Source organism: Rhizobium sp. BK049, from assembly GCF_014193135.1.
Classification (GTDB): domain Bacteria; phylum Pseudomonadota; class Alphaproteobacteria; order Rhizobiales; family Rhizobiaceae; genus Rhizobium.
In genome coordinates this window covers 34,750-60,935 of record NZ_JACHYV010000011.1, presented here as the reverse complement: position 1 = coordinate 60,935, position 26,186 = coordinate 34,750, and the positions used below count along the sequence as shown (strand labels likewise).

Annotated in this window: 21 protein-coding genes and 1 pseudogene; 10 read left to right on the top strand and 12 right to left on the bottom strand. The window is 62.3% G+C overall.

What is annotated here, in order from left to right:
• Positions 1–18: 18 nt before the first annotated feature.
• Both minD and minE read left to right on the top strand, forming a co-directional pair.
• On the top strand, positions 19–834 hold the full coding sequence (gene minD, locus FHT70_RS13735; protein WP_064684611.1) for a septum site-determining protein MinD: 816 nt from the start codon (positions 19–21) through the stop codon (positions 832–834).
• Positions 831–1,091, top strand: coding sequence for a cell division topological specificity factor MinE (gene minE / locus FHT70_RS13730; RefSeq protein ID WP_011428260.1), 261 nt, complete (start codon positions 831–833; stop codon positions 1,089–1,091). Before minD ends, minE begins: the two co-directional genes overlap by 4 nt.
• A gap of 56 nt (positions 1,092–1,147) precedes the next feature.
• Here the strand turns inward: minE and FHT70_RS13725 are convergent, their stop codons facing one another.
• Positions 1,148–3,517, bottom strand: a complete 2,370-nt coding sequence (locus FHT70_RS13725) for a DUF1989 domain-containing protein (RefSeq protein ID WP_183702030.1) — start codon at positions 3,515–3,517, stop codon at positions 1,148–1,150.
• Between the two features lie 248 nt (positions 3,518–3,765).
• Here FHT70_RS13725 and FHT70_RS13720 point away from each other — a divergent pair, with 248 nt between their 5' ends.
• Complete coding sequence (locus FHT70_RS13720) at positions 3,766–5,550, top strand: APC family permease (protein WP_183702028.1); 1,785 nt, start codon at positions 3,766–3,768, stop codon at positions 5,548–5,550.
• A gap of 130 nt (positions 5,551–5,680) precedes the next feature.
• Here the strand turns inward: FHT70_RS13720 and FHT70_RS13715 are convergent, their stop codons facing one another.
• The 5 genes and pseudogenes from FHT70_RS13715 to FHT70_RS13695 all read right to left on the bottom strand — a co-directional run bounded on the left by FHT70_RS13715 (position 5,681) and on the right by FHT70_RS13695 (position 10,521).
• Entirely contained in the window at positions 5,681–6,442 is a 762-nt protein-coding gene (locus tag FHT70_RS13715) for an SDR family oxidoreductase (protein ID WP_183702024.1), read from the bottom strand.
• A gap of 13 nt (positions 6,443–6,455) precedes the next feature.
• Positions 6,456–7,265, bottom strand: coding sequence for an ABC transporter permease (locus FHT70_RS13710; RefSeq protein WP_183702021.1), 810 nt, complete (start codon positions 7,263–7,265; stop codon positions 6,456–6,458).
• Entirely contained in the window at positions 7,265–8,131 is an 867-nt protein-coding gene (locus tag FHT70_RS13705) for an ABC transporter permease (protein WP_183702017.1), read from the bottom strand. The genes FHT70_RS13710 and FHT70_RS13705 overlap by 1 nt, the downstream gene beginning before the upstream one ends.
• An 83-nt stretch (positions 8,132–8,214) precedes the next feature.
• Positions 8,215–9,374, bottom strand: a pseudogene (locus FHT70_RS13700) (spermidine/putrescine ABC transporter substrate-binding protein).
• A 22-nt stretch (positions 9,375–9,396) separates the two neighbouring features.
• On the bottom strand, positions 9,397–10,521 hold the full coding sequence (locus tag FHT70_RS13695; protein WP_183702014.1) for an ABC transporter ATP-binding protein: 1,125 nt from the start codon (positions 10,519–10,521) through the stop codon (positions 9,397–9,399).
• 193 nt (positions 10,522–10,714) lie between these two features.
• Between FHT70_RS13695 and FHT70_RS13690 the strand changes: the two genes are divergently transcribed.
• Positions 10,715–11,569: a helix-turn-helix transcriptional regulator gene (locus FHT70_RS13690; RefSeq protein WP_183701954.1), complete on the top strand. Its 855-nt coding sequence runs from the start codon at positions 10,715–10,717 to the stop codon at positions 11,567–11,569.
• A gap of 70 nt (positions 11,570–11,639) precedes the next feature.
• Here the strand turns inward: FHT70_RS13690 and FHT70_RS13685 are convergent, their stop codons facing one another.
• Together FHT70_RS13685 and FHT70_RS13680 are read right to left on the bottom strand one after the other, a co-directional pair.
• On the bottom strand, positions 11,640–12,671 hold the full coding sequence (locus FHT70_RS13685; protein ID WP_085781189.1) for an aldo/keto reductase: 1,032 nt from the start codon (positions 12,669–12,671) through the stop codon (positions 11,640–11,642).
• A 209-nt stretch (positions 12,672–12,880) separates the two neighbouring features.
• Positions 12,881–14,149: an NAD(P)/FAD-dependent oxidoreductase gene (locus FHT70_RS13680; protein WP_183701951.1), complete on the bottom strand. Its 1,269-nt coding sequence runs from the start codon at positions 14,147–14,149 to the stop codon at positions 12,881–12,883.
• Positions 14,150–14,266: 117 nt separating this feature from the next.
• On the opposite strand from FHT70_RS13680, the gene FHT70_RS13675 reads away from it, so the two are divergent.
• The 5 genes from FHT70_RS13675 to FHT70_RS13655 all read left to right on the top strand — a co-directional run bounded on the left by FHT70_RS13675 (position 14,267) and on the right by FHT70_RS13655 (position 18,563).
• Positions 14,267–15,241: a 3'-5' exonuclease gene (locus FHT70_RS13675; protein WP_183701949.1), complete on the top strand. Its 975-nt coding sequence runs from the start codon at positions 14,267–14,269 to the stop codon at positions 15,239–15,241.
• Positions 15,242–15,404: 163 nt separating this feature from the next.
• Positions 15,405–15,551, top strand: coding sequence for a DUF1127 domain-containing protein (locus FHT70_RS13670; protein WP_097601364.1), 147 nt, complete (start codon positions 15,405–15,407; stop codon positions 15,549–15,551).
• A gap of 542 nt (positions 15,552–16,093) precedes the next feature.
• Positions 16,094–16,930, top strand: a complete 837-nt coding sequence (kduI, locus tag FHT70_RS13665; RefSeq protein ID WP_183701947.1) for a 5-dehydro-4-deoxy-D-glucuronate isomerase — start codon at positions 16,094–16,096, stop codon at positions 16,928–16,930.
• Positions 16,927–17,691 (top strand): 2-dehydro-3-deoxy-D-gluconate 5-dehydrogenase KduD, encoded by a 765-nt coding sequence (kduD, locus tag FHT70_RS13660; RefSeq protein ID WP_311043969.1) that lies wholly within the window; start codon positions 16,927–16,929, stop codon positions 17,689–17,691. The genes kduI and kduD overlap by 4 nt, the downstream gene beginning before the upstream one ends.
• 125 nt (positions 17,692–17,816) lie before the next feature.
• Positions 17,817–18,563: a FadR/GntR family transcriptional regulator gene (locus FHT70_RS13655; protein WP_183701944.1), complete on the top strand. Its 747-nt coding sequence runs from the start codon at positions 17,817–17,819 to the stop codon at positions 18,561–18,563.
• Between the two features lie 4 nt (positions 18,564–18,567).
• Here FHT70_RS13655 and FHT70_RS13650 read toward each other — a convergent pair whose 3' ends face one another.
• The gene (locus tag FHT70_RS13650) at positions 18,568–21,849 is read right to left on the bottom strand and encodes a cellobiose phosphorylase (RefSeq protein WP_183701941.1); all 3,282 of its coding nucleotides are present in this window, start codon (positions 21,847–21,849) and stop codon (positions 18,568–18,570) included.
• 199 nt (positions 21,850–22,048) lie between these two features.
• The gene (locus tag FHT70_RS13645) at positions 22,049–22,537 is read right to left on the bottom strand and encodes a cupin (RefSeq protein WP_183701938.1); all 489 of its coding nucleotides are present in this window, start codon (positions 22,535–22,537) and stop codon (positions 22,049–22,051) included.
• Positions 22,538–22,893: 356 nt separating this feature from the next.
• Between FHT70_RS13645 and FHT70_RS13640 the strand changes: the two genes are divergently transcribed.
• Entirely contained in the window at positions 22,894–23,304 is a 411-nt protein-coding gene (locus FHT70_RS13640) for a hypothetical protein (RefSeq protein WP_183701934.1), read from the top strand.
• A 14-nt stretch (positions 23,305–23,318) separates the two neighbouring features.
• Here FHT70_RS13640 and FHT70_RS13635 read toward each other — a convergent pair whose 3' ends face one another.
• On the bottom strand, positions 23,319–24,860 hold the full coding sequence (locus FHT70_RS13635; RefSeq protein ID WP_183701931.1) for a DHA2 family efflux MFS transporter permease subunit: 1,542 nt from the start codon (positions 24,858–24,860) through the stop codon (positions 23,319–23,321).
• Positions 24,861–25,097: 237 nt separating this feature from the next.
• A complete protein-coding gene (locus tag FHT70_RS13630) occupies positions 25,098–26,006 on the bottom strand; it encodes a flagellin (protein WP_183701928.1) in 909 nt (302 codons plus the stop codon).
• Positions 26,007–26,186: the final 180 nt, after the last annotated feature.

Below are 26,186 nucleotides of genomic sequence, written 5' to 3'. Positions count from 1 at the left end.
ACGGCAAAGGAGAGAGAAATGGGGAAAGTGATCGTCGTCACGTCAGGCAAGGGCGGGGTCGGAAAGACGACCTCGACCGCCGCATTGGGAGCGGCGCTGGCGCAACGCAATGAAAAGGTCGTCGTCGTCGATTTCGACGTCGGCTTGCGCAATCTCGACCTCGTGATGGGCGCCGAACGCAGGGTCGTCTACGACCTGATCAACGTCATCCAGGGCGACGCCAAGCTCACCCAGGCGCTGATCCGCGACAAGCGGTTGGAGACGCTGTTCCTGCTGCCGGCCTCTCAAACCCGCGACAAGGACAATCTGACAGCCGAGGGCGTCGAGCGCGTCATCAACGATCTGAAGCGCTACTTCGACTGGATCATCTGCGACAGCCCCGCCGGGATCGAGCGCGGCGCAACGCTTGCCATGCGCCATGCCGACGTCGCCGTCGTCGTCACCAATCCGGAAGTCTCGTCAGTGCGCGACTCCGATCGGATCATCGGCCTGCTCGATGCCAAGACCGCCAAGGCCGAACGCGGCGAGCGGATGGAAAAGCATCTGCTGCTCACCCGCTACGACGCCAACCGCGCCGAGCGCGGCGACATGCTGAAGGTCGACGACGTTCTGGAGATCCTCTCCATCCCGCTTCTAGGCATCGTGCCAGAGAGCATGGATGTGCTGCGCGCCTCCAACATCGGTGCCCCGGTGACGCTGGCGGAAAGCCGCAGCGCGGCTGCGATGGCTTATTTCGATGCCGCTCGCCGGCTCGCCGGCGAAACCTTGCCGATCACGATCCCCGAGGAAAAGCGCAATCTTTTCGGCAAGATCTTCGGACGGAGGGCAGCATGAACATCTTCCGTCTTTTCAACAAGCAGAGAACGGCACCCGCCGCCCGCGAACGCTTGCAGGTCCTCCTTGCGCACGAACGCTCATCGGCCGGATCGGACCTTGTTTCGCTGCTGCGCGAGGAAATCCTTGCGGTAATCGCAAAGCATGTTGAGCTCGACCACGACAAGGTGCAGGTGACGATCGACCGCAACGAGTTTGTCTCCACTCTGGAGATCGACGTCGAAATCCCGCTGAACGCAGCCGTACAGGCCGCTTGAGGCAAGATCCGGGAGACGACGGAGAACCGGTCGTCGTCTCCTGAACACGAAGTGGGTTACGATCGCGGGCGCGCCTTCTGCGGATCGTAATGCGAAAGCGGCACGATCGTCGCCGGCAGGCGCTTCTGGTGGCCGTCGAGCTTGCCGATCTCGACCTCGGTGCCCGGGCTCGCATGCATCACGTCGATACGGGCGAGCGCGATCGTCTTGCCGAGAACAGGCGAGCGCGTGGCGCTGGTGACGACGCCGATCTGGGCCCGGCCGATATGGATGCAGTCCCCATGGCCAACCGCCTCGTTGGCCTTGATATCAAGGCCGACGAGCAGATGGCGCGGATGCTCCTTGCGCCGGATCAGCGCTTCGCGGCCGATGAAATCGTCCTGCTTGGATTTCAGCGGCACGGTGAAGCCGATGCCAGCCTCGAACGGATCTGTCTGGTCGGTGAATTCGTGGTGGGCGAAGATCAGGCCCGCCTCGATGCGGACCATGTCGAGCGCTTCCAGCCCCATCGGCTTCAGCCCGTGTGGCTGGCCTGCCTCCCAGACGGCGTCGAACACCGTCAGCGCATCCTTCGGATGACAGAAGATCTCGTAGCCGAGTTCGCCGGTATAGCCGGTGCGCGAGACGACGACCGGGGCTCCCTCGAATCCGCCGATGCGGCCGACGGCGAAGCGGAACCATTCGAGTTCGCCGATCGCTGGCTGGCGCGGCGCGGTCCAGATGATCTCCTTCAGGATATCGCGACTCCTCGGGCCTTGCAGCGCGATATTGTGCAGTTGATCGGTCGATGAGCGAACCCAGGCCTTGAAGCCCTTCTTCTCGGCTTGCTGACGCAGCCATATGCCGCTGAAATCATCGCCGCCGATCCAGCGGAAGTTCTTGTCGCCGAGCCTGAAGAGCGTGCCGTCATCAATCATGCCGCCATTTTCGTAGCACATCGCGGAATAGACGACCTGGCCGGTCGAGAGTTTGCGAACGTCGCGCGTCACGCAGTATTGCAGCAGTTCCTCGGCGTCCGGGCCCGTCACTTCGAACTTTCGCAAGGGCGAGAGATCGATGACGGCGGCGCGCTCGCGGCAGGCCCAGTATTCCTCGACCGGACCTTCGGACGAGAAGCGGTTCGGCAGCCAGTAGCCGCGATATTCCGTAAAATCTCGCGTCAACGCCGAGAGGCGTGGATGGAAGGCGGTTTCGCGCGTCAGTTCGGCGTCGGCATCTGGGGTCATGCGATAGGCTACCGCTCGTGAGAATTTTTCTTTTCCGGAAAAGGTACGGACGTGGATATCCGTCGGATCCCAGCCGTTCGCCGCATCGATATCGTCAGGGCAGGACGATGAGACGCAGACGAGATCGGTCAGAGCCCGCATCAGCACGTAATCGCCGGGACGCGACCAGGGCTCGTCGAGATAGAGCTGGTTGTTGTGGTCGATATTGGTGTTGTAGAAATAGTTCAGCGCTTCCCAGCCCTTGCGCCCGGCAATACCGTAAGGTGCCAGCGCCGCGTTGAAGTTGTCCGTGCAGTTGACGTGGCCGGGATAACCCATGTCGTCGTAATAGCGTGAATTGCAGGCGGTCGCGAAAGCGTCGTGGCGGCCGACCGTATCCTGAACGACCTCGACCAGCGGCTCGAAGTCGCGGTCGAAGGCCTTGGATGGCAGGCCGGGCGTGGGATAGCTGCGGCCGAGCAGGGTGCGGGTGACGGTCGAATCGAGCGCAAGATCGAGCCCCTTGTCGACCTTGCGGGCGGCAAAGGCCTGGAAATCGGTGCACTGGCGCCCATAGACGTCGATGATCTGGATGAATTCGCCGGCGCGCACGAAATAGGCGGCGGCGCTCGCCGCCCGGATGCGAATATCCTCGATCGGATCGGCCGCCGGTTCCGGCAGGGCGGAGGCATAGTCGCGGATCAGCAGGCTGCGCTTGATCCGGATCTCGATCGGCGTCGCCGTGTCCTGCGCCTCTGGCGACATGACGCCGGCGGGTGCCGCAACGATCAGCAGACCCTTCATGGCAATCGTGAACTCTGCCCCGCTGCCCGGCGTCGATCCTGCCCCGAAGATGCGGAGCGCTCCGGCGGCTGCGAGATCGGCCCCGCGCCGCTGAAGTGCCGCGCGCGTGCGGGCAGCACTCTCATCCTCCGCCTGAAGAATGGCCTTCAAACCCTCGGCTGAATTGCTGAATGCCGTTCCGAGACCGGCTGCCTGGAAGCGACCTTTTTCGTCAAGGAAGGAGAGCTCACAAATCTGCCCGCCTTCGCTGTCGATGACGCTCACGCGGTCGCCCGCCTCCACGCGCACGACGACCGATCCGCCACCCTTTGCCCGGTAGCGTTCAGCGCCCTCCGGCAGGGCTGGAATACCGGGATAATGGACGAGGCTCGGAACGACCGTTCGAGGGCCTGGCATAATAGGATGAAGTTCTTGCATTCTACCCTCATGGGGATCGGCATGCCCTTCGGCATACACCCATACAGGTTACAAAATGCCTGTGGAAAGTAAAGTGATGTTGACTAAAAAGAAAATATCTTCACTATGCATCAAGAGTTGAGACTCGGAGAATCCGTCGGGAGCGCGGATCGCCAAAATCATCCGAGCGGGCTTGAGACGGTCAGGGAGACACGTTCAGGGAGACGTACAGAGATACGTCCGGAACAATCGAATGGGGAATTTCACCGATGACAGATATTGTGGAGGCCGGAATTGCATCCGGCACCGAAGGTAAGCTTATACGCGCGCTCGACTGGAAGGGCGCATTCTGGGTGGCTGCGGGCGTGCCGCCGCTCGTTCTCTTCTCCATCGGCGGCATCGCAGGCACGACGGGCAAGCTCGCCTTCGTCGTCTGGATCATCTCGATGGTGATGGGTTTCCTGCAATCCTTCACCTATGCCGAGATCGCCGGCATGTTCGGCAACAAATCCGGCGGGGCCTCCGTCTACGGCGCCACCGCCTGGCTGCGCTATTCGAAATTCATCGCGCCGCTGTCGGTCTGGTGCAACTGGTTTGCCTGGTCGCCGGTGCTTTCGCTCGGCTGCGCCATCGCCGCCGGCTACATTCTCAATGCATTTTTCCCGATTCCGGCAGCCGATTCGCAAATGGTCCTCGACTGGATCGCCGCGCATGCCGCTTCCGTTGCGGCCGACAGCCCCCGCGTCGCCGAATATATTGCAGCCCATGCCGGCACGACGCCTGATGATGCCGTCAAGGCGCTGCTCGGCGCCGACGGCGTCGCCGCTCTGACGCCGGCGATCCGCAGCTGGTCGCTCGCAAGCTTCAGCATCCCATACCTCGCCACCGCCAACATCAACGCCACCTTCTTCATCGGCGGCATCCTGATGCTGATCATCTTCGCGATCCAGCATCGCGGCATCTCGGAAACCGCAAGCGTGCAGAAGTGGCTGGCGATCATCGTGCTGGTGCCGCTGCTGATCATCGGCCTCTACCCGATCATCAGCGGCCAGGTGGTCGCCGCCAACGTCACCGGCCTCTTGCCGCCGACCGCCGCCTATACTGCCTCCGACGGCACCTGGAGCAATGGCGGCTGGACGCTGTTTCTCGGCGGCCTCTACATCGCCGCCTGGTCGACCTACGGCTTCGAGACGGCGGTCTGCTACACCCGGGAACTGAAGAACCCGAAGACCGATACCTTCAAGGCGATCTTCTATTCCGGCCTGGCCTGCTGCCTGTTCTTCTTCCTGGTGCCATTCGCCTTCCAGGGCGTTCTCGGCCATGCCGGTATGCTCGCCCCGGGCATCGTCGACGGCACGGGCGTTGCCGAAGCGCTCGGCGGCCTGATCGGCGCCGGCCGGGTGATCACCCAGCTGCTCGTCGTATTGATGATCCTGGCGCTCTTCCTCGCCATCATGACGGCGATGGCCGGCTCGTCGCGCACGCTCTACCAGGGTTCGAAGGATGGCTGGCTGCCGAAATATCTCGACCATGCCAACGAGCACGGCGCCCCGACGCGGGCCATGTGGACCGACTTCGCCTTCAACCTCTTCCTTCTGGCGATCGCTTCGGATGCCGGCGGCTATTTCTTCGTGCTTGCCGTCTCGAATGTCGGCTACATCATCTTCAATTTCCTGAACCTCAATTCCGGCTGGATCCACCGGATAGATTCCGGCCATATCGAACGCCCCTGGAAGGCGCCGAGCTGGCTGATCGGCCTCAACACCGTGCTCGCCTTTGTCAACGCGCTCTTCCTCGGCGCCGGCGCCAAGGTCTGGGGTTACTCCAATGCGCTCTGGGTCGGCTTCATCTTCGCCGCCCTGATCCTGCCGGTCTTCGCCTATCGCCACTATGTCCGCGACGGCGGCAAGTTCCCGGCAGGCGCGATGGAGGATCTCGGCCTCATCGGCCAGGATCTCGGCGTCAAGAAAGCCGGCATGCTGCCCTATCTCGCACTTGTCGGCGGCCTGGCAATCGTCCTTTTCGCCAACTGGTTCTTTCAGCTTCCGGCTTAAAATCGCCTCCCAAGCAGAAAAGCCGCCAAGCCGCCATGGAAACATGGCGGCTTTTTCATGCGCTGATTCCTTGATTTGATCCGATGAGGGTCAGCCGATCCGACCTAGGGGCAAACCCATTCCACCACCGTCAGACAATGGTCTCGCCGCCGTCGACGACGAGAATCTGCCCGGTCATGTAGGACGAACGGTCCGAGACCAGGAAGAGAATGGGCTCGGCGATTTCAGAGACATCAGCCCAGCGTCCGAGCGGCACCTTCTCGGCGACATAGGCCTCGATCGCGCCGCGGCCGCCCATCTGGGCGATGAAGGGTTCGTTGAACGGCGTATCCACCCAGCCCGGGCAGAGCGCGTTGACGCGGATGCCGAACCTGGCGTAGTCGCCGGCCATCTGCCGGGTCATCGCGATGACCGCATGTTTTGTCGTCGTATAGGCGATCATCTCGCGATCGTAGAGTACGCCCGACGAGGAAGAGGTGTTGAGGATGACGCCGCGGCCCGCCTTCTTCATCAGCGGCATGACGAAGCGAGCCGCCATGAAATGCGCTCGGACATTCAGGCTCCAGGACCTGTCGAAACCCTCGACAGCGACCTGCTCCAGATCGCCCGCCACCTGTGCGCCGGCGTGATTGTGGAGGATGTCTATCCGGCCGTGACGTTCGGCGACCGCAGCGATGCCGGCTTCGAGTGCCGTGTCGTCGGTGACGTCGAGAACAAGGCACTCAGCCCTGCCGCCGGCGGCCTCAATCCGGCCGACGGTTTCGGCGGCACTGGCGGCATTCAGGTCGGCCACGACGACGAAAGCACCTTCTCCTGCCATAATCTGCGCGCCGGCCTGGCCGATGCCCGAGCCCGCTCCGGTGACGATCGCGACGCGATTTTCAAGAATCATTGGTGTTTCCCGTTCAGTTTGTTGTTTTCTCGCGCATCAGAAAGCGCGCGATGAGGATTAGTCCCAGCGATGCGACAAGCACCATCGTGGCGATGGCGTTGATCTCCGGCGTCACGCCACGACGGATCGAGGCGAAGACATAAATCGGCAGTGTCGTGTTCGAACCTGCGACGAAAAAGGCGATGATGAAATCGTCAAAGGAGAAGGTGAAGGCGAGCAGAAAGCCGGCCAGGATTGACGGCAGGATCTGCGGCAGCACAATCTGGCGAAAAGTGGTGAAAGGCGTGGCGTAGAGATCGCTCGACGCTTCGACGATGTCACGGCCTAGGCTGGCGATGCGTGCTTTGACGATCATTGTCACCAGCGCCATGGTGAAGAGGCCGTGGGCGGCGATGATCGAGCCATAGCCGAGTGATAGCTTCGGCGCCTGTTCGCCTGGCCAGACGGCGGCAATCAGCGGATTGACGAAGCCGAAGACCTCGACCAGCGCCACCAGCGTCGCAATGCCGATAACGACGCCGGGAACGACGATCGCCGCAGCAAACAGCCCGTCGAAGACCGCTCGCGCCCGGGCGCCGAGCCGCTCCATGCCGATCGCCGCCATCGTGCCGAAAATGGCCGCCAGCCCGGCACTGGTAAAGGCGATGGCCAGGCTGTTCTGCAGCGCTTCCATCAGGAAGGTGTTGGCAAGCGCCTTGCCATACCATTGCGTCGAGAAGCCGGTGAAATCGCTGGCATTGCGGCCGGCATTAAAGGAGAACAGCACGACAAGGGCAATCGGCGTATAGAGGAACAGGTAGACTGCGGTGACCAGCGCGCGCATCAGACGAGATCCACTTGGCGGGTACCGGCAACGCGCCAGGCGATGCGCATGGCAATCAACAGCACGATGACAACGACAACGACGAGAGTGACGGCGATCGCAGAGCCGAACGGCCAATTGCGCGACTGCAGGAAGAGATCAACCAGCGCATTGCCGATGAAGAAGACTTTGCCGCCGCCAAGCAACTGCGGGATCAAATATTCGCCAAGCAGCAGGATGGTGACGAGGGCGATGCCGGTCATCACGCCAGGAAGCGACAGCGGCAGCGTGATGCCGAAAAAGGTCGAAAGCGGCCGCGCGCCGAGATCGGCGGAGGCCTCCAGAAGGCGGCGGTCGAGCTTTTCGAGGCTGACATAGATCGGCATGATCATCAGCGGCAGGTAGCCGTAGACGATGCCGAGCAGCACGGCGCCCGGTGTGTTCAGCAGCCTGACATTTTCGATGCCGACCATCTCCAAGAGATGCGGAATGCCGCGCGCGCCCAAGATGTACATCCAGGCGTAGGTGCGCACGAGAAGGCTCGTCCAGAAGGGCACGACGACAAGGGAGACCAGCAGCAGCTGGTATTTGGCGCTCGCCTTGACGGCGAGGTAATAAGCAACCGGATAGGCGACGAGCAGGCAGGCGAAAGCGCCGATCGGCGCAAGGATCAGCGTGTTCTTGAAGGCTGCGGCGCGCGAACCGAGATTGGCAAACTGCGCAAAGGTAAAAGCCGCCTGATAACCACCTTCGGGCGCCCGCTCGCCGAAGGCAAATACGATGATGGCGATGAAGGGCAGCACCAGGAACACGAACAGCCAGATGCTGGCCGGACCGACAAGAGCCGCGGTGACAAGGCGCCGATTGGTTTCAGGAGCAAAAGGCATCGAAAGGTTCTTTATCCGCCGATTCTAGGCACGAGACCGGCCCCCTCGCGCCAAGGCGGTGGGGCCGGAGTTGGGAACGGCGATCAAGCCGACTTGAAACGCGCCATCAGCTCCGCCCGGCCTGGATCGGTCAACGTCACCGCCGCGCCGAATTCCAGCGGCGTCAATGAAGCCTCGTCCGGATAGACGATCTTGTTCGCCGTGATCTCCTCGGCAGCAGCGCGATGACCCGGCTGTCAGTCGTCGGTGCACCATTGGCGACGTGCTCCTTGACGGCATTGGCCGGATCCATGAGGTAGTTGAGCAGCGCGTAACCCGCCGCCTTGTTCGGCGCGTCCTTCGGGATTGCGTAATAGTCGGTCCAGATTTCGCCGCCGTCGGTGCCAAGCACATAGGCGATCTCGGGAACGTCTCGGTTGAGCTGCGCCCCGTCATTGGTCCAGCACATGGTGAGCCAGGCGTCGGTGGCGCGCATGGCCGGTTGGTAGTCGCTGTTGATGGCGAAAAGGTGCGGTTTGACTTTAATCAGCAGTTCCTCGGCCTTGGCGAGTTCGTCCGCCTTGATCGAATTGAAATCGTAGCCGAGCGACACCAGCGCGCTGCCGATCGTCGTCAACTGATAGTCGTGCACCATCGCGCGACCGTCGGCTTCCGTCTGGGCGATGTCAAAGAAGTCCTTCCAGCTCGAAAGCTTGGTCTTGATCTTCGCGGTATTGACCGAGAACCCGGTCGTACCCCAGTTCTTCGGCACGGCATAGGTCTTGCCGTCGATCATGCCTTCCTTGGTGAAGCGCGGATTTTCCGTCGCTTGGCTGAAATTCGGGATCTTGGAGAGATCGAGTTCGTCGATCAGGCCGAGCTTGTGGTAGGTGGAGATCGTGTAGTTGGTCGGCACGAAGAGTGACCACCCGGAGGCGCCCGCCTGGAGCTTGGCCAGCATTTCCTCGTTGGAGCCGAAGACGTTGACCTCGACGGCAACGCCGGTCGCCGCCTTGAAATTCTCGAAGGTCGCAGGGTCGTGGTAATTCGGCCAGGTGGCGATCGACATCTGGGTCCCGAGGTCCTCGGCGTAGGCGGGCGTCGACAGGGCACCCGGGAAACGCGACAGCACGGCGGTCGCAAGCCCGAGGCCGGTGACGCCGAGGAAGTGGCGGCGGCTGACGGAGCCGCGCTTCAGGCGCATGAACTCGTCCATGAAGCCTTCAGGCGTAATAGGCAGATGATCCTTGTAGTCCTTGCTCATGATGCTGTTCCCTTGTTCTGGTTTATGCATTCGGTGCTTGTGAAACTTGGGGTGAAGAAACCTCGCCTGGAAAAACGTGAGCCATATCGGGATCGAAGCCGAGGAAAACCGCTTCACCTGGCTCGACCAGATCGCTCTCATTCATGCTGCGCCGGTCGGCGGTGACGAGGAAATCGCCGAGACCCGGAACAGTGACGGCATATTCGGCCGAGGAGCCGAGGAAGATGCGGTGCGTGACCGTGCCGGCAAAGGACGTGCTGCCGACCGCAGCCCGCGTCAACCGGATCGCCTCGGGACGGATCGCAACGATCACGTCGCCCGTCGCAAGGCCAGGGCGGGCAATGGCTGCAAGCGCCGAACCGTCGCCAAGGCGCAGCGTCGTGCCACCGGTTTCCATCGTCGCACCGATCCGGTTGGTCTTGCCGACGAAATCGGCGACGAAAAGATCGGCCGGGCGGTCGTAGACCTCTTGCGGCGTACCGAGCTGACGAATGCGCCCGGCGCTCATGACGCAGACGACGTCCGCCATCGACAGCGCTTCTTCCTGATCGTGGGTGACGAGCACGAAGGTGATGCCGAGTTCGCGCTGCAACGTCTGCAATTCGATCTGCATGGCCGAGCGCAGCTTCTTGTCGAGCGCGGCCAGCGGCTCGTCAAGCAGCAGCACCGAAGGCCGGTTGACGATCGCGCGCGCCAAGGCCACCCGCTGCTGCTGGCCGCCGGACATCTCGTGGATGCGCCGCTTGGCGAAACCGCCAAGCCGCACCATCTCGAGCGCTTCTGCCGCGCGGCGATTGATCTCGGCCGCCGCAATCCTTGGCCGCATCTGCCGCAAGCCATAGGCGACGTTCTGTTCGACGTTGAAATGCGGAAACAGGGCATAATGCTGGAAGACCATGTTGACGGGGCGGCGATAGGCCGGAACGCCGTTCATCTCCCGGCCGTCGATCAGCACGGCGCCCTCGCTCGGCTGCTCAAAGCCGCCGATCATGCGCAGACACGTGGTCTTGCCGCAGCCGGAAGGGCCGAGCAGAGCGAGAAAAGCCCCCTTCGGTACATTCAGATTTATGTCGGTCACGGCGGTCACCGCGCCATAATTCTTGGTGACCGAACGGAATTCGATATCGTTCGTCGAAGCGGATGCCACGCGTCTGTTCCCTGCGGTTGGTTGGTATGGGCAGTCTAGCGCTGCCTTTTTGCCACCGTCGTTGGGGAAACAGTAAGCCAGGGCCGTCGGCGCGGTATATACCCCGAAAGAGGTATTCTGCCTCACATCTCTTCGTGGAAGGTGTATATGAAACTTAGCGTATTCCTGCTGAGACGGTTTGGAGAGGCTATCGATGAGCATTGATCTCGAGGCGCTGTTTCAGGCTTTCGACGTCACCGTCGGAAAGCCCGCCATGGCGGATGCGGAGTTTGGTGAGACTTTCCGCCGGATGATGGCGGCGCTGGTGCGCTTCGATTATGTCGTGGTTTTTGCCTATCGCGGCAAGGAGCGGCCGATTGATCTCTACAGCACCTTCGATCCAGAGGAAAACGTCGTTTTCGTCACCCTCTATCAGGTTGGTCCGTACCTGCTCGATCCATTTTACCATACCGCCCGCGCGCGCCGCCCGGGCGTCTTCCGCATGCGCGAGCTGGCGCCCGACCGCTTCTTCTCCAGCGAATATTACCGGAGCTATTATGTCCAGACGGGACTTGCCGAGGAGATCGGCTTCTTCGTGACACTCGACCACGATATCACCGTCGTGCTGTCGCTGATGCGCCGGGAAAAGACCGGCCCGTTTCCGCCGGCTGAATTCGCGCTTCTGAAAAAGGCCGAACCTTTGGTGGCGAGCCTTGTCCGGCATTTCTGGCCGCGGCTCGGCGCCCGCTTCGACGCGCAACGCGATGCCGGCTTGCGAAAGGGGAGGAAAAGCGGTGCGGCGGCGCAGGCGCTGCAGCCGGCCGACACTGTCTGGCGCGACCTCAAGTTGACGAGCCGCGAAACCGCGATCGTCGATCTGGTATTGCAGGGACATTCCTCGGAATCGATCGGCCTCAGGCTCAACATCTCGACGGGCACGGTGAAGGTCCATCGCCGCAACGTCTACCGCAAGCTCGGCATCTCCTCGCAGACGCAGCTTTTATCGATCTACCTGAAGACAATCGGCAGCACGGGCGACCGACCAGCAGCCCAAAGCACGAGTCGATAAGCCTCGACCCGGACGGCCTGTCCGCTTCGGCATGAAGCAGACAGGCTTCGTTCAGTTGCGGCCGGAGGGCTCAGCGGCCGCCTTCGATCTTGCGGTGGCGCTGGTTGATGCCGCCCTTGCCGTAGGGATAGTCCAGAGGTTGCGGGGCGCTGACCTCGTTGAGCTTCGCCATCTCCTCCTTGGAGAGTTCGACCTTCATCGCGCCGAGATTGTCGGCGAGCTGTTCGGGGGTGCGGGCGCCGAGGATGACCGAGGTCACGGCCGGCTGCGCCGCCGTCCAGGCGAGCGCCACCTGCGCCATGCTGACGCCGCGGGCTCTGGCGATCTCCTCGACCGCGCCGATGATCGCCCAGGTGCGTTCCTGAGCGTTGCGCGGCGCATATGATTCGCTACCGCGATTGGGATTCTCGCCAAGGCGGGTGGCGCCGGTCGGCATCTCGTCCCGCTTGTACTTGCCGGTGAGCCAGCCGCCGCCGAGCGGCGACCACGGCAGGAGACCCATGCCGGCATCCTGGCAGGCCGCGACGATTTCGAGCTCGATGTCGCGCGCCAACAGGCTGTATTGCGGCTGCAGCGTCACCGGACGGGTATAACCCCGCGCCTTGGCGATCTCCGAAGCCTTGGCGATATGCCAGCCGACATAATTGGAGAAGCCGTAATAGCCGATCTTGCCTGATGAAACCGCATCGTCGAGGAAGCGCAGCGTCTCTTCGATCGGCGTCAGCGCGTCCCAGGCATGCATCTGGTAGAGGTCGATCTGCTCGAGGCCGAGGCGGCGCAGCGAGTCGTCGAGCGCCTGGCCGAGATGCCGGCGCGACAGGCCGATATCGTTGGGTCCGTTGCCCATCGGAAAACGCCCCTTGGTGGCGACGATCGCCTGGCGGGCCTCAGTCGGGCGCGCCTTCAGCCAGCGGCCGATGATCTCTTCCGACTTGCCGGCACTGTAGACGTCGGCGGTGTCGATGAAATTGCCGCCCCAGGCGAAATAATCGTCGAGCAGCTTGTGCGAGGCCGCTTCGTCGGCCTCCGCGCCAAAGGTCATGGTGCCGAGGCAATAGGCGGTGACGACGGTCCCGCTCGGACCGAGCTTGCGATAATCCATGTCTTCCTCCTCATGCGGATACCCGCGGCCGACGCGCAAAATCGTCGGGGTAGAAGCCGGGGCTCCTGCAATCAATGACAATATCGTGCTTGAAGCGGCCTCTGCCGCCGGATGAGGTATAGCGCCCCAAGCTGGGGTAGCGCGGGGGCGAGTGCAGAATAGCCAATCCCGCCCGTGCGACAAGTGGGAAAAAATATTTCCGACAACGTTTACGGATTTTGCCGAAACAGAGCAGCGATCAGATCGGCGGCGGCAACACCGGTCTCATAGGCGCCATGTGCCGTCGAATAACGGGCGCGCGAACAGGCTTCGCCGGCAAAGAAAATCCGCCCGTCATGCGGTGCGGCAAGGACCCCGCGCAGATCGGAGGCGCCGGGTTCCGCATAGGAATAGGAACCGCCGATATGAGGCGTCGCGGCCCAAGCCGAGACCGCCGCCATCGACAGCTGCTTGCGGATGTCGGCGCCGAATTGTGCCGCCAGCTCGTCCGCGGCGAAGGAGAAGGCAGCCTCCGCTCCCGCCCGCTCCAGATCATGCGCGAGATCGCCGGCAAAATAAGCTTCGACGACTGGAGCGCCGAACGGCCGCAGCTGATAGGTGCCGGTCGCACCGCGACTGGTCGAGCCGAGCATATGCGTATCCGCCGGCATTGCCTCCGGATCGGCGAGGCCGAGGAAAAGCTTGTCGGCAAGCCCCAGCGGCAAACGAGCTGCCGCTTCGATCTTGTCGGGCAGGGGAGGATCGAAGGCGATCCTGCCGGCGGCAAGCACGTTCGTGGAAACAGTGACGAGCACAGTCCGGGCGGTGATCAATCCCTGGCTCGTCTCGATGCTGATACGGCCGGCATGGCGGTGGTCGACTCGTCTTGCTTCAACGCCAAACCTTGTCCGGAGCGGCGCACCATAAAGCGCGATCAATGTTCCGTAGCCCTGCCGCACACGCCAGTCGGGACCGGCGCCCGGATCATACCTGTTGTAGTCGGCGATCGACGAGCGCTCCAATTCTGCGCCGGTGATGTAAGTGCCGATCGCCCGGATCTGGCCGTTCCAGCGACCGTCCGGCTGGAGCTCTGCTGCCAGGTCGCTATCCGTGCCTTCATGGCTTTCGAGGCGTTCGAAATAAGCGCCGATCGCCTGCTGCGCCGCCTGGATCTCCGCATCATCCCGCTGGAGCCGCCGCCCGCCGTTCCAGGGTGCCGGCGAGCGGTCGACCGTCAGACCGATCTCACCGGCAATCTCCGTCCAGGCATTGGTCCGCGCCCCGTGCAGCCATCCGCAACCGAGATCGAAACCCACATCGCCGGTTCCGGGCAGCCCGACCGTCCAGGCCCGGCCACCAAGGCGGTCAGCGGCTTCGAGCAGGAGGACAGAAAGACCGGGCCGGATTGCCAGTAGGCGTCGGGCAGCGGCAATACCGGCAGCGCCGGCGCCGATGATGACGACGTCTTCGTCGGCGTCCATGATGTCGTCACGGGACATGGATTCTCCTTCAGCCGCTGATCCTCAGCTAAACTTTCCTGACCATGAAAGGCAAGGGCTGGGCATAGCGCGCCGCGGGCGATGGATTCGCCCGCGCCTCCGTGACATACAGGTTCGATGAGCGTGCACAGAGATTCGCAACTCGACATGTTTGCCAAGGCATCGCCCGCAATGGCCGAAGGACGCGGTCCATCGCGCCGGCGGCCGTCACCGCCGGCCCCCTCCGCTGAAGACATGGCGCGCGCACTCGAGGAGAGCGGCAATTACCGGATCCTGAGGAAACTCGCCGCCCGGCCGGTCGCGGTGGCGAGACAGCCTGGATTTTCGCGGCTCGGCGTCATCCTCGATACCGAGACAACGGGCCTCAATCACCGCAGCGACGAGATCATCGAAATCGGCGCCGTCGCCTTCACCTTCAGCGATGACGGCGCGGTCGGCGATGTGGTCGGCATCTATGGCGGCCTGCAGCAGCCCTCCAGGCCGATCCCGCCCGACATTACCAGGCTGACCGGGATTACCGAGGCTATGGTCGAAGGACAGGTCATCGACATGGCCTCACTGAGTGCCCTGATCGAACCGGCGGACCTCATCATTGCCCACAATGCCGGGTTCGACCGGCCGTTCTGCGAGGCCTTCTCACCCATTTTCGCCGGCAAGGCATGGGCGTGCTCGGTTTCGGAGATCGACTGGAGCGCCCGCGGCTTCGAGGGCACGAAGCTCGGTTATCTCGTCGGCCAGGCCGGTTATTTTCACGAAGGCCACCGAGCGGTGGACGATTGCCATGCGCTCCTGGAGATTCTCGATCGACAGCAAGGCGACGGTGAAAGCCCCTTCGCCGAGCTGTACCGCGCCAGCCAGCGCTGCCGCATCCGCATCTTTGCCGAACACAGCCCATTCGAGATGAAGGATCATCTGAAGGCAAGGGGCTACCGCTGGTCGGACGGAAGCGATGGCCGCCTGAAATCCTGGTGGATCGAAGTCGGCGAAGACGATCTCGGTGGCGAGCTTTCCTTTCTGCGGTCGGAAATCTACCGGTGGGAGGCCGATCCGCCGCTCGTCCGGCTGACGGCGTTCGACCGCTTCAAAGCCTGACGTCGACCGCTGCGCTTTAGAACCCATGCAGTTATCGCATAGGTGCAGTGATGCATTGGCGCTGCAACAACCGAGGGTCCCGTATTATATGCAGCGCATCGAAGCAAACGAAGCGCCAAGGACTGGCAGCTAGGCTTCGAAAGCCCACGGAAAGGGGATCATCATGAACGTAGCACGCTCTTTCAACAATTGGCGCAAGTACCGTCAGACGGTCGCTGAACTGGGCCGTATGTCCACGCGCGAACTGGATGACCTCGGCATCGGCCGCGGCGACATCCGCAACATTGCGCGCGCAGCCGTCGCCCGCTAACGCCAGACAGACCACCATTTTCGAGACTTGCCCAGCGCCTGCTTCCTCCCGAGCGGGCGCTTTGCTTTTGGCGTTTGGCCGTCCGATGGCGAGATCCCCGCTTTTCGCATAACGCATAGCTGCCCTGCAAAGAAATGCCTATCATCTGAGCAGGAAATAAGTATGATTATTCCATCGAAGCGATGCACCTCCTCCCGCATCCCTTCGAACATGCAGGCGCCCCATCCTCCTCCCAGGGTCGCTTGCGGGAACGGCAGCACTCCTCCTCCCAGCTGTCGTTCGGTTTTTATCGAAAGCCTGCCGCACCTCCTCCCGCGGCAGGCTTTTTTCGTTTCGGCGGAGGAGTGTGTCCGCCGCGCCAAAAGCGGCCGCTGGCGATCGCTTCACGTCTGCTCAGCCAAGTCCCGGACAAACCTGTTGACACCAAACTTGTCGTACAACTATGTAACCAAACGGATACCGCCGCAGCGGAAGACGCCTGACGGATGGGCTTGCGCAATAGCGACGATGGGTGACGACAACGAAGCTGAAGGAAAATTGACATGCAGATCGACGTGAGGCACGCCTCCCACCCCGAGGCCGTGCGCAATTACGACACGGAAACGCTGCGGCGTCACTTTCTGGTGGAGACCGTTTTCGCAGGCGGCGAGATCCGGCTGACATATTCCCATTATGACCGGATGGTTATCGGCGGCGCCACGCCGCTTGGCCCCGCGCTGACGCTGACCGCGCCGACGGCGATCGGACAGGAAACCTTCCTCGCCGGACGCGAACTCGGGGCCCTGAACATCGGCGGCGCCGGCCGCATCACCGTCGACGGCACGAGCTACGACCTGGCCAAGTATGACTGCCTCTATGCCGGCAAGGGCTCCAAGGACATTAAGTTCGAGAGCGCCGATGCTGCCAATCCGGCGAAGTTCTATCTGGTCTCGACGCCGGCGCACCAAGCGCACCCGACCGTGCTGCTCACCCGCGAGAAGGCGCGCCACCTGACGCCGGGCGAAGCCGCGACGGCCAACAAGCGGTCGATCTATCAGTTCATCCACCCGGAGGTCTGCCAGTCCTGCCAGCTCACCCTGGGCTTCACCATGATTGAGCTGGGGAGCGTCTGGAACACCATGCCGGCGCATACGCATGACCGGCGCATGGAAGCCTATCTCTATTTCGATCTCGAAGCCGACCAACGCGTCTTCCATTTCATGGGCGAGCCGCAGCAGACCCGGCATATGCTCGTCGCCAACGAACAGGCGGTCATCTCGCCGCCCTGGTCGATCCATTCGGGCGCCGGCACCAAAAACTACAGCTTCATCTGGGCGATGGCCGGTGACAACAAGAGCTTTACCGACATGGATCATATCGCCATTGCGGATCTGAGGTGAGCACCGTGGCAAACCTCTTCGACCTCTCCGGAAGAACCGCCGTGGTCACCGGCGCCAATACCGGGATCGGCCAGGCCATCGCGGCCGCCCTGGCCGAGGCTGGTTCGGCGATCGTTGCGGTCGGCCGCTCCTCGATGGAGGAAACCGAGGCACTGGTGAAGCAGGCAGGAAGCCGCTTCCATGTTATCAAGGCCGATCTCGGCACGATCGAACCGGTCAAGGGGATCGTCGCCGAGACGACCCAGACCTTCGGCGGCCTCGACATTCTCGTCAACAATGCCGGCATCATCCGCCGTGCCGATGCGCTCGACTTCACCGAGGAAGATTGGGACGCGGTGATCGACGTCAACCTGAAGACGGCCTTCTTCCTGTCGCAGGCGGCCGGCCGCCACATGGTCGAGAAGGGCAGGGGCAAGATCATCAACATCGCCTCGCTGCTCTCCTTCCAGGGCGGCATCCGCATCCCGTCCTATACCGCCTCGAAAAGCGGTCTTGCGGGGCTGACGAAGCTGCTCGCCTGCGAATGGGCCGGCAAAGGCGTCAACGTCAACGCCATCGCGCCGGGTTATTTCGTCACCAACAACACGACGGCGCTGCGTGAGGATCCCGATCGCAACGCCGCCATCCTGGCCCGTATTCCGGCGGGACGCTGGGGAACGCCGTCCGAACTTGGCGGTGCTGCCGTATTCCTGGCGTCGCCTGCATCCGATTACGTGCACGGAACGGTGCTGCCCGTCGACGGCGGCTGGCTGGCGCGGTGATCGCTTTCGCCGACTGACGAAGCACAGGGTCTCGGCTCGCGTCGTCTTTGCCTTTCCGGCCGGCATGCGCTAGCAAAAGCATACCGGCCGGCGCAGCCGCTCCGAAAGGCAGGATTTGACAAGGGATGACAGACAAAGACAACGCGCTTTCCAGCACCATTCGCCAGCCGTCGAACCTGCGCAGCAACCTTGCCGATACGCTGATGGCGCAGATCGAGTCCGGCGACCTCAAGCCGGGCCAGCGCCTTCCCACCGAACAGGCGATCATGGCGGCGACCGGCGTCAGCCGCACGATCGTGCGCGAGGCGCTCGCCACCCTGCGCGCCAAAGGACTGATCACCACCCATCAGGGCCTCGGGGCTTTCGTCTCGGACGATCCGACACCGAAATCCTTCTCCATCATTCCGAATGACCTGCAGTCGATCGATGAGGTCCTGCGGGTGCTGGAACTGCGCATGGGGGTCGAATACGAGGCGGCCGGTCTTGCCGCGCTGCGGCGCACGCCGGAAGATATCGACCGGATGCAGGACCGGCTCGATGCTCTCGACAGGGCGCTGGAAGAGGGCGGATACGGGGCAGAGGAGGATTACGCCTTCCACCGGTCGATCCTGGTCGCGACGCAGAATTCCTACTACGGCCGCCTCTTCGATACGTTCGGCAATATCATGGTGCCGCGGCAATGGGCGCGTTTGGACAAGATGACGGCTGCGGAGCGCAAGCGCCATGCCGCTCGCATGCGCAGGGAACACCACGCCATTTTCTCGGCGATCCGCGACGGCAACGAACCTGCCGCGCGGCGCGCCATCCGGAGCCATCTGTCGAAAAGTGCCGCCCGCTTCGAGGAACTGCGCGACGCCAGCACTTACTCCTGAACGGTTACACCTTCGGCTTCATCAGTCGCCGCCAGGCGGCGTGATCGGTCTGCAGGGCAACGGCGGCATGCGCCGCAGGCAGAAGCGGCGTGCGCCTGCGCCGGCCGAAGCGCCGCTTGAAGCCGAGGATGTTTTCGACGAAACTCCTGGCGTAGAGGCCAGGTCCGCTCGAATAGATGCGCCAACCGCCGTCGACGGCAATCTTTCCGGTCTTGGCGCGCGCCCATTGCGCCGCCGCCTGATAGCGGTCGGGGAAAGCCGCGTCGCTGCTGCTGAAATAGGTATTGCGCTGGCGCAGTGAAGCATGCGGCAAGACCGTCGTGACGGCGATCGGATTGACGACCGCGATTGCCTTCCACAGCTCTTCCGCTTCCGCCTCCAGCGCCAGCGTTTCGCAATAGCGCAGATGCGCATGCACATACATCAGCCCGATCTCACGGCCGAAGAAGGACGAGGATTCGGCCCGGCGAAACAGCGTTTCGGGCCCGCCGGAATAGGTCGCCGGCCTTTCCATCAGCCGCACGCCATCGGGGAAGAGCAGGTGCTCTTCGATCAGCCGCATGTGATGCCGCCTCTGCGCCGGCGTGAACAGCTTGCCGAGCATCGCCTGCGTCATCGAGATCAGCGAGAAGGAAAGGCCGGTGCGTTTGTCACTCGGATGCAGCAGCAATTCGACGCCGTCATGGGCCGGATCGAAGATGCCGTAGCCGGCGACGACGCCGTCACGCACGAGATGCCGGTTGAAATCCCGGCGCATCGCGGTTGCGATCTTCCTTAGCGCCCTGGCCTTATCATCAAGGCCGAGGCGGCGCAGAATGGCGGAATACCGGACGATCTGCTCATAAAGCAGAGCAACTGTCCAGCTGCTGACCATCCAATCGCGCAGATGCGGATCGGCCGGCTGCAGTGAATCGTTCCAGTCTCCCTCGCCATAGCGGATCAGATGCGTTCCCGGGATGAACTGTGTGCGGACGGTCTCGAGCAGCTTCTCGACATGGGTGGCGATGGCATCGGCCACGGGCGCCTTCTGCATGGTCTTTTCGTCGCGCCAGGAGACCTTCTCGTCGAGGATGGCGAGATCGCCGGTCGCTTCGATATAGTCGCAGAGCGCTTTCAACGGCCACACGATGACGTCGCCGTGACTGTCGCCCGCCCGGATGTTGGCATAGGGCTCCAGCATGAACCATTGCGGCCAGTCGCCTTTTTCCAGATATTGTTCGCTAAAGACGGTCTTCACCACCTCCCTGGCTTCGCGGTCGTGCTCATAGGCGAGCAGGAATTCGATCGGTCCCTGGCAGGCGTCGCGCGTGCCCCAGGCAGCACCGGTGTACTGCTCCAGGCCGTGCGGCACGCTCAGATGCACGATGGCGTCATGCGCGAGCCAGGGCAGGAGGGTCGCCTGGGCAGCGAGATCGGGGGAAGAGCTGTCGATCGTCATGCCGCGCACGGCGTTGCGCCAGAATGCCGATGCCGGCGCAAGCATCGCCTCATTGGTGACGCCGCCCTCGTAACGCTGCGCCAGCCGTTCGGCTTCTTCGGCATCGGTCATCGAGCCGACGACGGCAAAGGAGAGCGCTTGCGTCGGCCGGGACTTGAGTGCGATGAACGCGCCGTTGCGCGCAACGCCATCGGCATAGAGGAGCTCGTCGCCGCCGATCTCATCGATGGCGTCGGGTGTCGGACTCACCAGCCAGTAGACGGCATCGGGATAACGCTCGCCCCAGAGCCAGGCCGGGTCCGGCCGGAAAGAGATGCGTTTACGCTCAGGATCGAATTCGATCTGCCCACCGGCGTCATATTCGCGCTCCCCGAGCACGATATGGCCAAACACCAGGAAGCGGCACGGCTTGCCCTCCACGGTAACGCTCCACTGCATTGCCGCATCCTCGCCGGAAGCGACCGCCGTGACGATGATCCTGCGCTCCGGGCACTGATAGATCCAGCGGCAGTCGCTCAGTCCCATTTCGAAAGCCGACGGCACCGCCAGAAGCTGCCAGCCCGCCCCGAGGTCGGCCATGATGCGCAGCCCGCTGGCGCGCGTCAGATTGTAGGGATCGCGCGACACCGAAAAGAGCTTGTGGAAGGACGTATTGCCGATCGTCAACTGCGCGGCGAAAATTCCTTGCATCCAGCAGCTGGCGGCAAGGGTGGTATCGTCGAGCAGCATGTTTTGGCCGCTCCGCACGATGGCGCCATGGCGCCGCGCGACGACGAGTTCCTTGTCACGCAGGACGACGTGGCGGTTGAGGACGCCATCCGGCATGAAAAATGAAAGAAGCTTTCCGTGCGCGCGCTCTTCGAGGCTCCGCTCCGGGTAGAGCTGTCGGATCGCCTTCAGGTCCAACGCCTCGGCCTCCAGCAGGGGCGCATCCTGGAGCAGGCTGCGAACGGCCGCGGCCCCCTCCGGATCGGCGGTTGCACTCTCCGGTGCCGCGATACCGTCAAGCCGCGAAAGGTCGGCATCGCTCGAGGCCTCGGGATGATCGGCGGCGAACAGGGCAACGAAGGTGGCTGTCGCGCCGTCTGCTGACACGGAAAGCGGCCTCGACTGAATGGCGGGACATGCCGTCTCCTGCTGCCGCCGTTCGCCCGGAAGGCTGCTGCCGAAGGGCCCGACCAGATGGTCGCCCTGCCGGTGCTTCGCCTGCACCAGCTGGATCGCATCCGTGGCGTAGGCGGCCGCGCCATCGAAGCATCCCTGGACGAGCCAGGGATTGCGGGCGCCCGACTGCTTGAGATTTTGCCGGTTCATGACGACCGGGCCGAATGTCTCGTGATCGGCGATATGGTGATCGACATATTGCGAAGCATAGGCCTCGCTGTTCATCAGGAAGCCGCGATCGCCGAGACCGACGTCCTGGACGAGCACCAGATCCACCGGCAGCGTTCCCTTCTTCGGATGCTTGAGCGAGACGCGCCAGAACCAGGCCGTTTCGGAAGCATGAAGCTCGAGGCGGACGGTGTAGCTGATATCGCCGGCCATGCCGCTCCAGGAAAAGCTCGCCCCGTCGTGCCCGAAGCGGCCATCGGCACGCGGGCCGACGATCTCTACGACATCAGGCTTGCCGCCGCCGATGCGCAGATAAAGGCGACTGATGCCGCCGCAGAGCGGCGAGCCCTGGATCTGATTGATCTGCACCGCTCCCTTGTCGTCGGCATATTGGATCTCAAACAGCGTGCCGTTCGGCAGCGCCGAGATCGACAGGCCGGAACCGTTGCTGATCGCAAGGAGACCCAGCTCTTCGCGTCGTGGCACTTGCAAACTGCGCTTGAGGTTCAGGGCCATTGAGATCTCGTCGATTGATATCAGAGGGGAATCAAAGGATGGCGTAAAAAGATTGAGAGAAATCTTACCGGTGATGGGAAGACCGACAAGTTGCCGCGGCTGATAAACTCACATCAAAGTGCTACCGAAACTCGCCTAAAGCGGAACAGAGTCAGGCAGAGCGGATTAGAAAACGAAAATATAACGGCGGTGCAAATTGCTACCGCCACTTTTCGAGGAGAAATCCCGACCGTCCTTGAACGGGATCCGTATCGGGCAGGGGTACTGACGAGATTTTCGACAGCATTTCCTTCGAAGCAGCCGAAGTCTGAATATCGGCATGCTGCCCCTTGGGATAGGCCCCGATGGCCTCGAACTCCGCCGTGCAGCCGAGATTTTGGTGCCCGGTTCCGGCTGGAAGCACCAGACAGTCTCCCGCCGCGACTTCGATCGCTCGACCGCCGGGACCGCCGATCAGCAGTGTAGCGCTGCCACGTGTAATTCCGAGCACTTCATGAGCACCGGAATGGTAGTGCTGATAATCGAAGACACCGTTCGTCCAGATGCCGGTCCACCCATTTGTCGCGAAGCGACTTTTGAAATCGCGAGGTCCACCGTCGGCAAAGACCTCCCGGTAGAGCACTACAGGAAGGCGCGGGTTGTTCGGAACCCAGTCGCTCTCATCGAAAATAATCGTCTCGGTGTTCATGCTGAATTCCCACGGTAGGCGATGATGGCCTCAACACGATAGTCTGCGAGCCATCGGTGCTGGTGAGCGAGTTCGGTTCGTTTTGCCATTGAACGCATCTCCGCAGATTGCTTCAAAAGGCTAAACCTTGGTGGCCGCCAGCGGTTCCCTCACACGCGGGAGCCCCGCCATGCGAAGCGGTGACTGTCGCTCGTCTTGTTCCAAGGAGCGGTTCACTGCGTATAGACCGCTGTGTACGCATCGGTATTTGGAGCGTGCCGTAAAGCGATCGAGTGCAGCCGCACATCCCTTCGAACTTTTTGCTTGGCGAATTGGCTTAACGCTCGGTAAGACCCCTCTTTTTGAAAGAGGGCAACATGCGAAGATTATTATCGATTCTTTTCAGCTCAGTCATCGTGGCGGGAACAGCGCACGCTCAAGCGAGAGTCCAGGCCACCCACAGCAATCGCCTGATCGAGAGCTATCGCGCCTATATCGGCGACGCTGATCTTTACAATTCAAATGGGGCTAGACTTACCCAGCCGTGGCAGATCATCCGACAAGACAGGGCGAATTTCCATCAGTACCATGTGCGCGATCATGACGATCAATCCGACTCATTCTTTGCCAATCCGGCAAATCGCCAAGCTCTGGAGCAGATGCTCCGGAACGGAACGATGACGCGAGAAGCCGCCAATATGATCCTGCGTGGCAATGCATGGATTGACGTTGATATCTACGGTGACCAAAGAACCGGTCGATGGATCGACGTTTCTGTATCCGATTGATATTTCCCCAGGTCTCATGCCGGCGCCGGCCGCCTGGCGAAGGGGACTGAGAGCAGGGCGCAGCCTGTGAGGAGAGCGACGACCATCCAGGCTTCGTTGATCGCCTGAACGCTTGCCGCGGTCTGGACCAGCGGATCGAGCGTCGCCATGGTATCCGCATCGAAGCTGCCGCTATGTCTCGATAGGATCTCGGCGGGCGCGCCGACAAACGTGGCCGCCTCGATGGCGCCGGCTTGGAGGCGTGCCCAGAGGTCTTGTCCCAGCGGCTCCGAGCGTGTGTAGATGATGGTGTCGATCAGCGCGATGCCGATGGCGCCGCCGAGATTGCGCATCAGATTGAAAAGCCCGCTCGCATCGGGAACGCGATCGGCCGGAAGCGTGCCGAGCGCCAGCCGCGTCGGCGGCAGCAGGCAGAACATGATGGCGACGCCGCGCACGACCTGAGGCCAGAACATCGCATCGTAATCCGAGCGCGGATCTTGAAACGCGCTCATGCCGACACCGATCGCAAACAGGGCGAAACCGGCGGCCGAGAGCAGCCGCGCATCCATGCGCTTCTCCAGCGCAACAGCGACTGGCGCCGTGACCAGCTGTGCGATGCCGGTGACCAGCATGGTCACGCCGATCTCGAGCGCGTCGTGTCCCCTGATGAAAGCGAGAAAGACCGGCATGAGATAGACCGAGCCGAACAGGCCGATGCCGAGTATGAAGCTCAGAACCGAGCCGACCAGAAAATTCCGATCGCCGAAATTGCTAAGATCGACGATCGGCCGGCCTCGGCGCAGTGTTCGCGTGATGAACGCGCTCCCCGAAAGAAGGCAGACGGCCAGCAGGCTCAGCACATAGGCCGAGGTCCAGCCGCTGGTCGGCGCCTCTTTGAGACTGAGTTCCAGCGCTGTCAGCGCTGCCGCCATCAACAGGAGCGACAGACCGTCGAGATGCCTGAGCTCGGAGGGATCGGCTGCCTGCCTCGGAAGGAAGCGAGCCGCCAGGATCGCCGAGGCAAGCCCCGGAAGAATGTTGATCAGAAACAGCCAGTGCCAGGAATAGGTTTCGGTCAGCCAGCCGCCGACGATCGGGCCGACAGTGGGCGCAAGCACTGCAAGCACGCCGGCAATCGTCGTCGCAAGCGCTTGCCGCATATCTGGAAACAGGATGAACACGGCTGAAAAGACCGAGGGGATCAGCGTCCCGCCGGAAAAGCCCTGAAGCACCCGCCAGGCGACCAGCGCGCCGAAGCTGCTGCTGGCCGCACAGCCGGCGGACGCAGTCACGAACAGGGTTATGGCGACGACGAACAGCCACCGCATGGTCAGAAGCCGCGTCAGCAGGCCGGTCAGCGGGATCGCGACCACCTCGGCGATCAGATAGGCGGTCTGTATCCAGCTCATCTGATCCGGATCGATATCAAGCGCCGACTGGATGGTCGGCAGCGATGTCGCCACCACCTGAACGTCGAGGATCGCCATGAACATGCCGACGCACATGGCCAGGAAGCCGAGCCAGACGATGGCGGGCCTTCCATCAGGACGAGCAGCTTCAAGTCGTTCCGACATGCGAGGATCCCGCCAGCGCGGCAATGTCTGCATCGGTGAGAAATCTAGAGCCTTCATGATTGCGATCGAAACGATCGCCATGTCAACCGGCAGAGCGAGGAGATCGTCACCAGCCGGGCGTTGGTCGCTCATGCCCGAAACGCGACCGAGCCTGACCGGGAAGGCCAGGCTCGGTGTTCGATCGGCGAATTTGGGCCGGACGTTCTATGCGCCCGGCTCCCTTTGCGTCGGCCAGGATTAGCCGCGGAAGAGCGACAGGATGTTCTGGGACGACGAATTCGCGATCGACAGCGACTGGATCGCCAGCTGCTGCTGGGTTTGCAGGGCAGAAAGCCTGCTCGACTCCTCCTCCATATCGGCATCGACCAGCCGGCCGACACCCGAGTCAATCGAATCCGAGAGTGCACCGACGAAGTCTTCCTGGAGTTCGATGCGGGTCGAGATCGAACCCAGCTGTGCACCTGCCGACGTCATCGCCGAGAGCGCCGATTCGACGGTTGTCAGCGCCGACTGGATCTGGCCGAGTGTGAAGTTGGTGATATCCATCGAGTAGACCGAGCCGGTCGCGCCGGACGACGTGCCGAGAATGCCGGTGGAGGTTTCGATCGAGCCGCCGCTCATGCCGAACAGCACGTTGCCCATCGAGGCGGTATCCAGAGCATAATCCGTCATTTTCACCGAAACGGCGCCGGAGCCGTCGCGGACGAAGGACGATACGACGCTCACGGTTCCATCAGCGCCGGCGACCCAGTTTTCGCCGGAGAAGGAAGCCGATTGAGCGATGCTCATCAGCTGCTCCTGCAGCTGGCTGATTTCTTCCTGGACCTTGGACTTGTCGACACCGTCTTCGGTCGCGGCCACGAGCTTGGCTTTGATCTCGTCGACGACGTCGATCGCGCTGTCCATTGCCGTGTAAGCCGTATCGACCTTTGCCGCACCAAGGCCGAGGGCGTCGGACACGGCTGACAGCGCCTTGTTATCGGACCGCATCGTGGTCGCGATCGACCAATAGGCGGCGTTGTCGGATGCGGTGTCGACCCGGTAGCCGGTGGAAACACGGTTCTGTGTCGATTCGAGATTGGAATTGACGCTGCGCAGCGTCTGAAGGGCTGCCATCGCGCAATTGTTGGTATTGATGCTGGTCATAGAAATGTCGCCTGATTCGGAAGTTGGATGTGTTGCATCCCGGGGACATCCGGGCCGTGGCGAGCAGCCTCATGCTTATCGATCCCTCTTCGGGGTGGTCAATTCGCCACTGTTTGAGCCAATTATGGTACTTGAAGGTACCTTAATCGTTAACGCAAACGGCGAAGCCATTATTTTTTC

Coding starts and splice junctions, on each gene's coding strand:
- FHT70_RS13725 (WP_183702030.1), bottom strand. CDS start 3,517: ATGCAAGAACTTCATCCTATTATGCCAGGCCCTCGAACGGTCGTTCCG.
- FHT70_RS13645 (WP_183701938.1), bottom strand. CDS start 22,537: ATGAACACCGAGACGATTATTTTCGATGAGAGCGACTGGGTTCCGAAC.
- FHT70_RS13690 (WP_183701954.1), top strand. CDS start 10,715: ATGAGCATTGATCTCGAGGCGCTGTTTCAGGCTTTCGACGTCACCGTC.
- minD (WP_064684611.1), top strand. CDS start 19: ATGGGGAAAGTGATCGTCGTCACGTCAGGCAAGGGCGGGGTCGGAAAG.
- FHT70_RS13675 (WP_183701949.1), top strand. CDS start 14,267: ATGAGCGTGCACAGAGATTCGCAACTCGACATGTTTGCCAAGGCATCG.
- FHT70_RS13685 (WP_085781189.1), bottom strand. CDS start 12,671: ATGGATTATCGCAAGCTCGGTCCGAGCGGGACCGTCGTCACCGCCTAT.
- FHT70_RS13710 (WP_183702021.1), bottom strand. CDS start 7,265: ATGCGCGCGCTGGTCACCGCAGTCTACCTGTTCCTCTATACGCCGATT.
- FHT70_RS13650 (WP_183701941.1), bottom strand. CDS start 21,849: ATGGCCCTGAACCTCAAGCGCAGTTTGCAAGTGCCACGACGCGAAGAG.
- FHT70_RS13635 (WP_183701931.1), bottom strand. CDS start 24,860: ATGTCGGAACGACTTGAAGCTGCTCGTCCTGATGGAAGGCCCGCCATC.
- FHT70_RS13630 (WP_183701928.1), bottom strand. CDS start 26,006: ATGACCAGCATCAATACCAACAATTGCGCGATGGCAGCCCTTCAGACG.
- FHT70_RS13720 (WP_183702028.1), top strand. CDS start 3,766: ATGACAGATATTGTGGAGGCCGGAATTGCATCCGGCACCGAAGGTAAG.
- kduI (WP_183701947.1), top strand. CDS start 16,094: ATGCAGATCGACGTGAGGCACGCCTCCCACCCCGAGGCCGTGCGCAAT.
- minE (WP_011428260.1), top strand. CDS start 831: ATGAACATCTTCCGTCTTTTCAACAAGCAGAGAACGGCACCCGCCGCC.
- FHT70_RS13705 (WP_183702017.1), bottom strand. CDS start 8,131: ATGCCTTTTGCTCCTGAAACCAATCGGCGCCTTGTCACCGCGGCTCTT.
- FHT70_RS13670 (WP_097601364.1), top strand. CDS start 15,405: ATGAACGTAGCACGCTCTTTCAACAATTGGCGCAAGTACCGTCAGACG.
- FHT70_RS13715 (WP_183702024.1), bottom strand. CDS start 6,442: ATGATTCTTGAAAATCGCGTCGCGATCGTCACCGGAGCGGGCTCGGGC.
- FHT70_RS13680 (WP_183701951.1), bottom strand. CDS start 14,149: ATGTCCCGTGACGACATCATGGACGCCGACGAAGACGTCGTCATCATC.
- FHT70_RS13655 (WP_183701944.1), top strand. CDS start 17,817: ATGACAGACAAAGACAACGCGCTTTCCAGCACCATTCGCCAGCCGTCG.
- FHT70_RS13640 (WP_183701934.1), top strand. CDS start 22,894: ATGCGAAGATTATTATCGATTCTTTTCAGCTCAGTCATCGTGGCGGGA.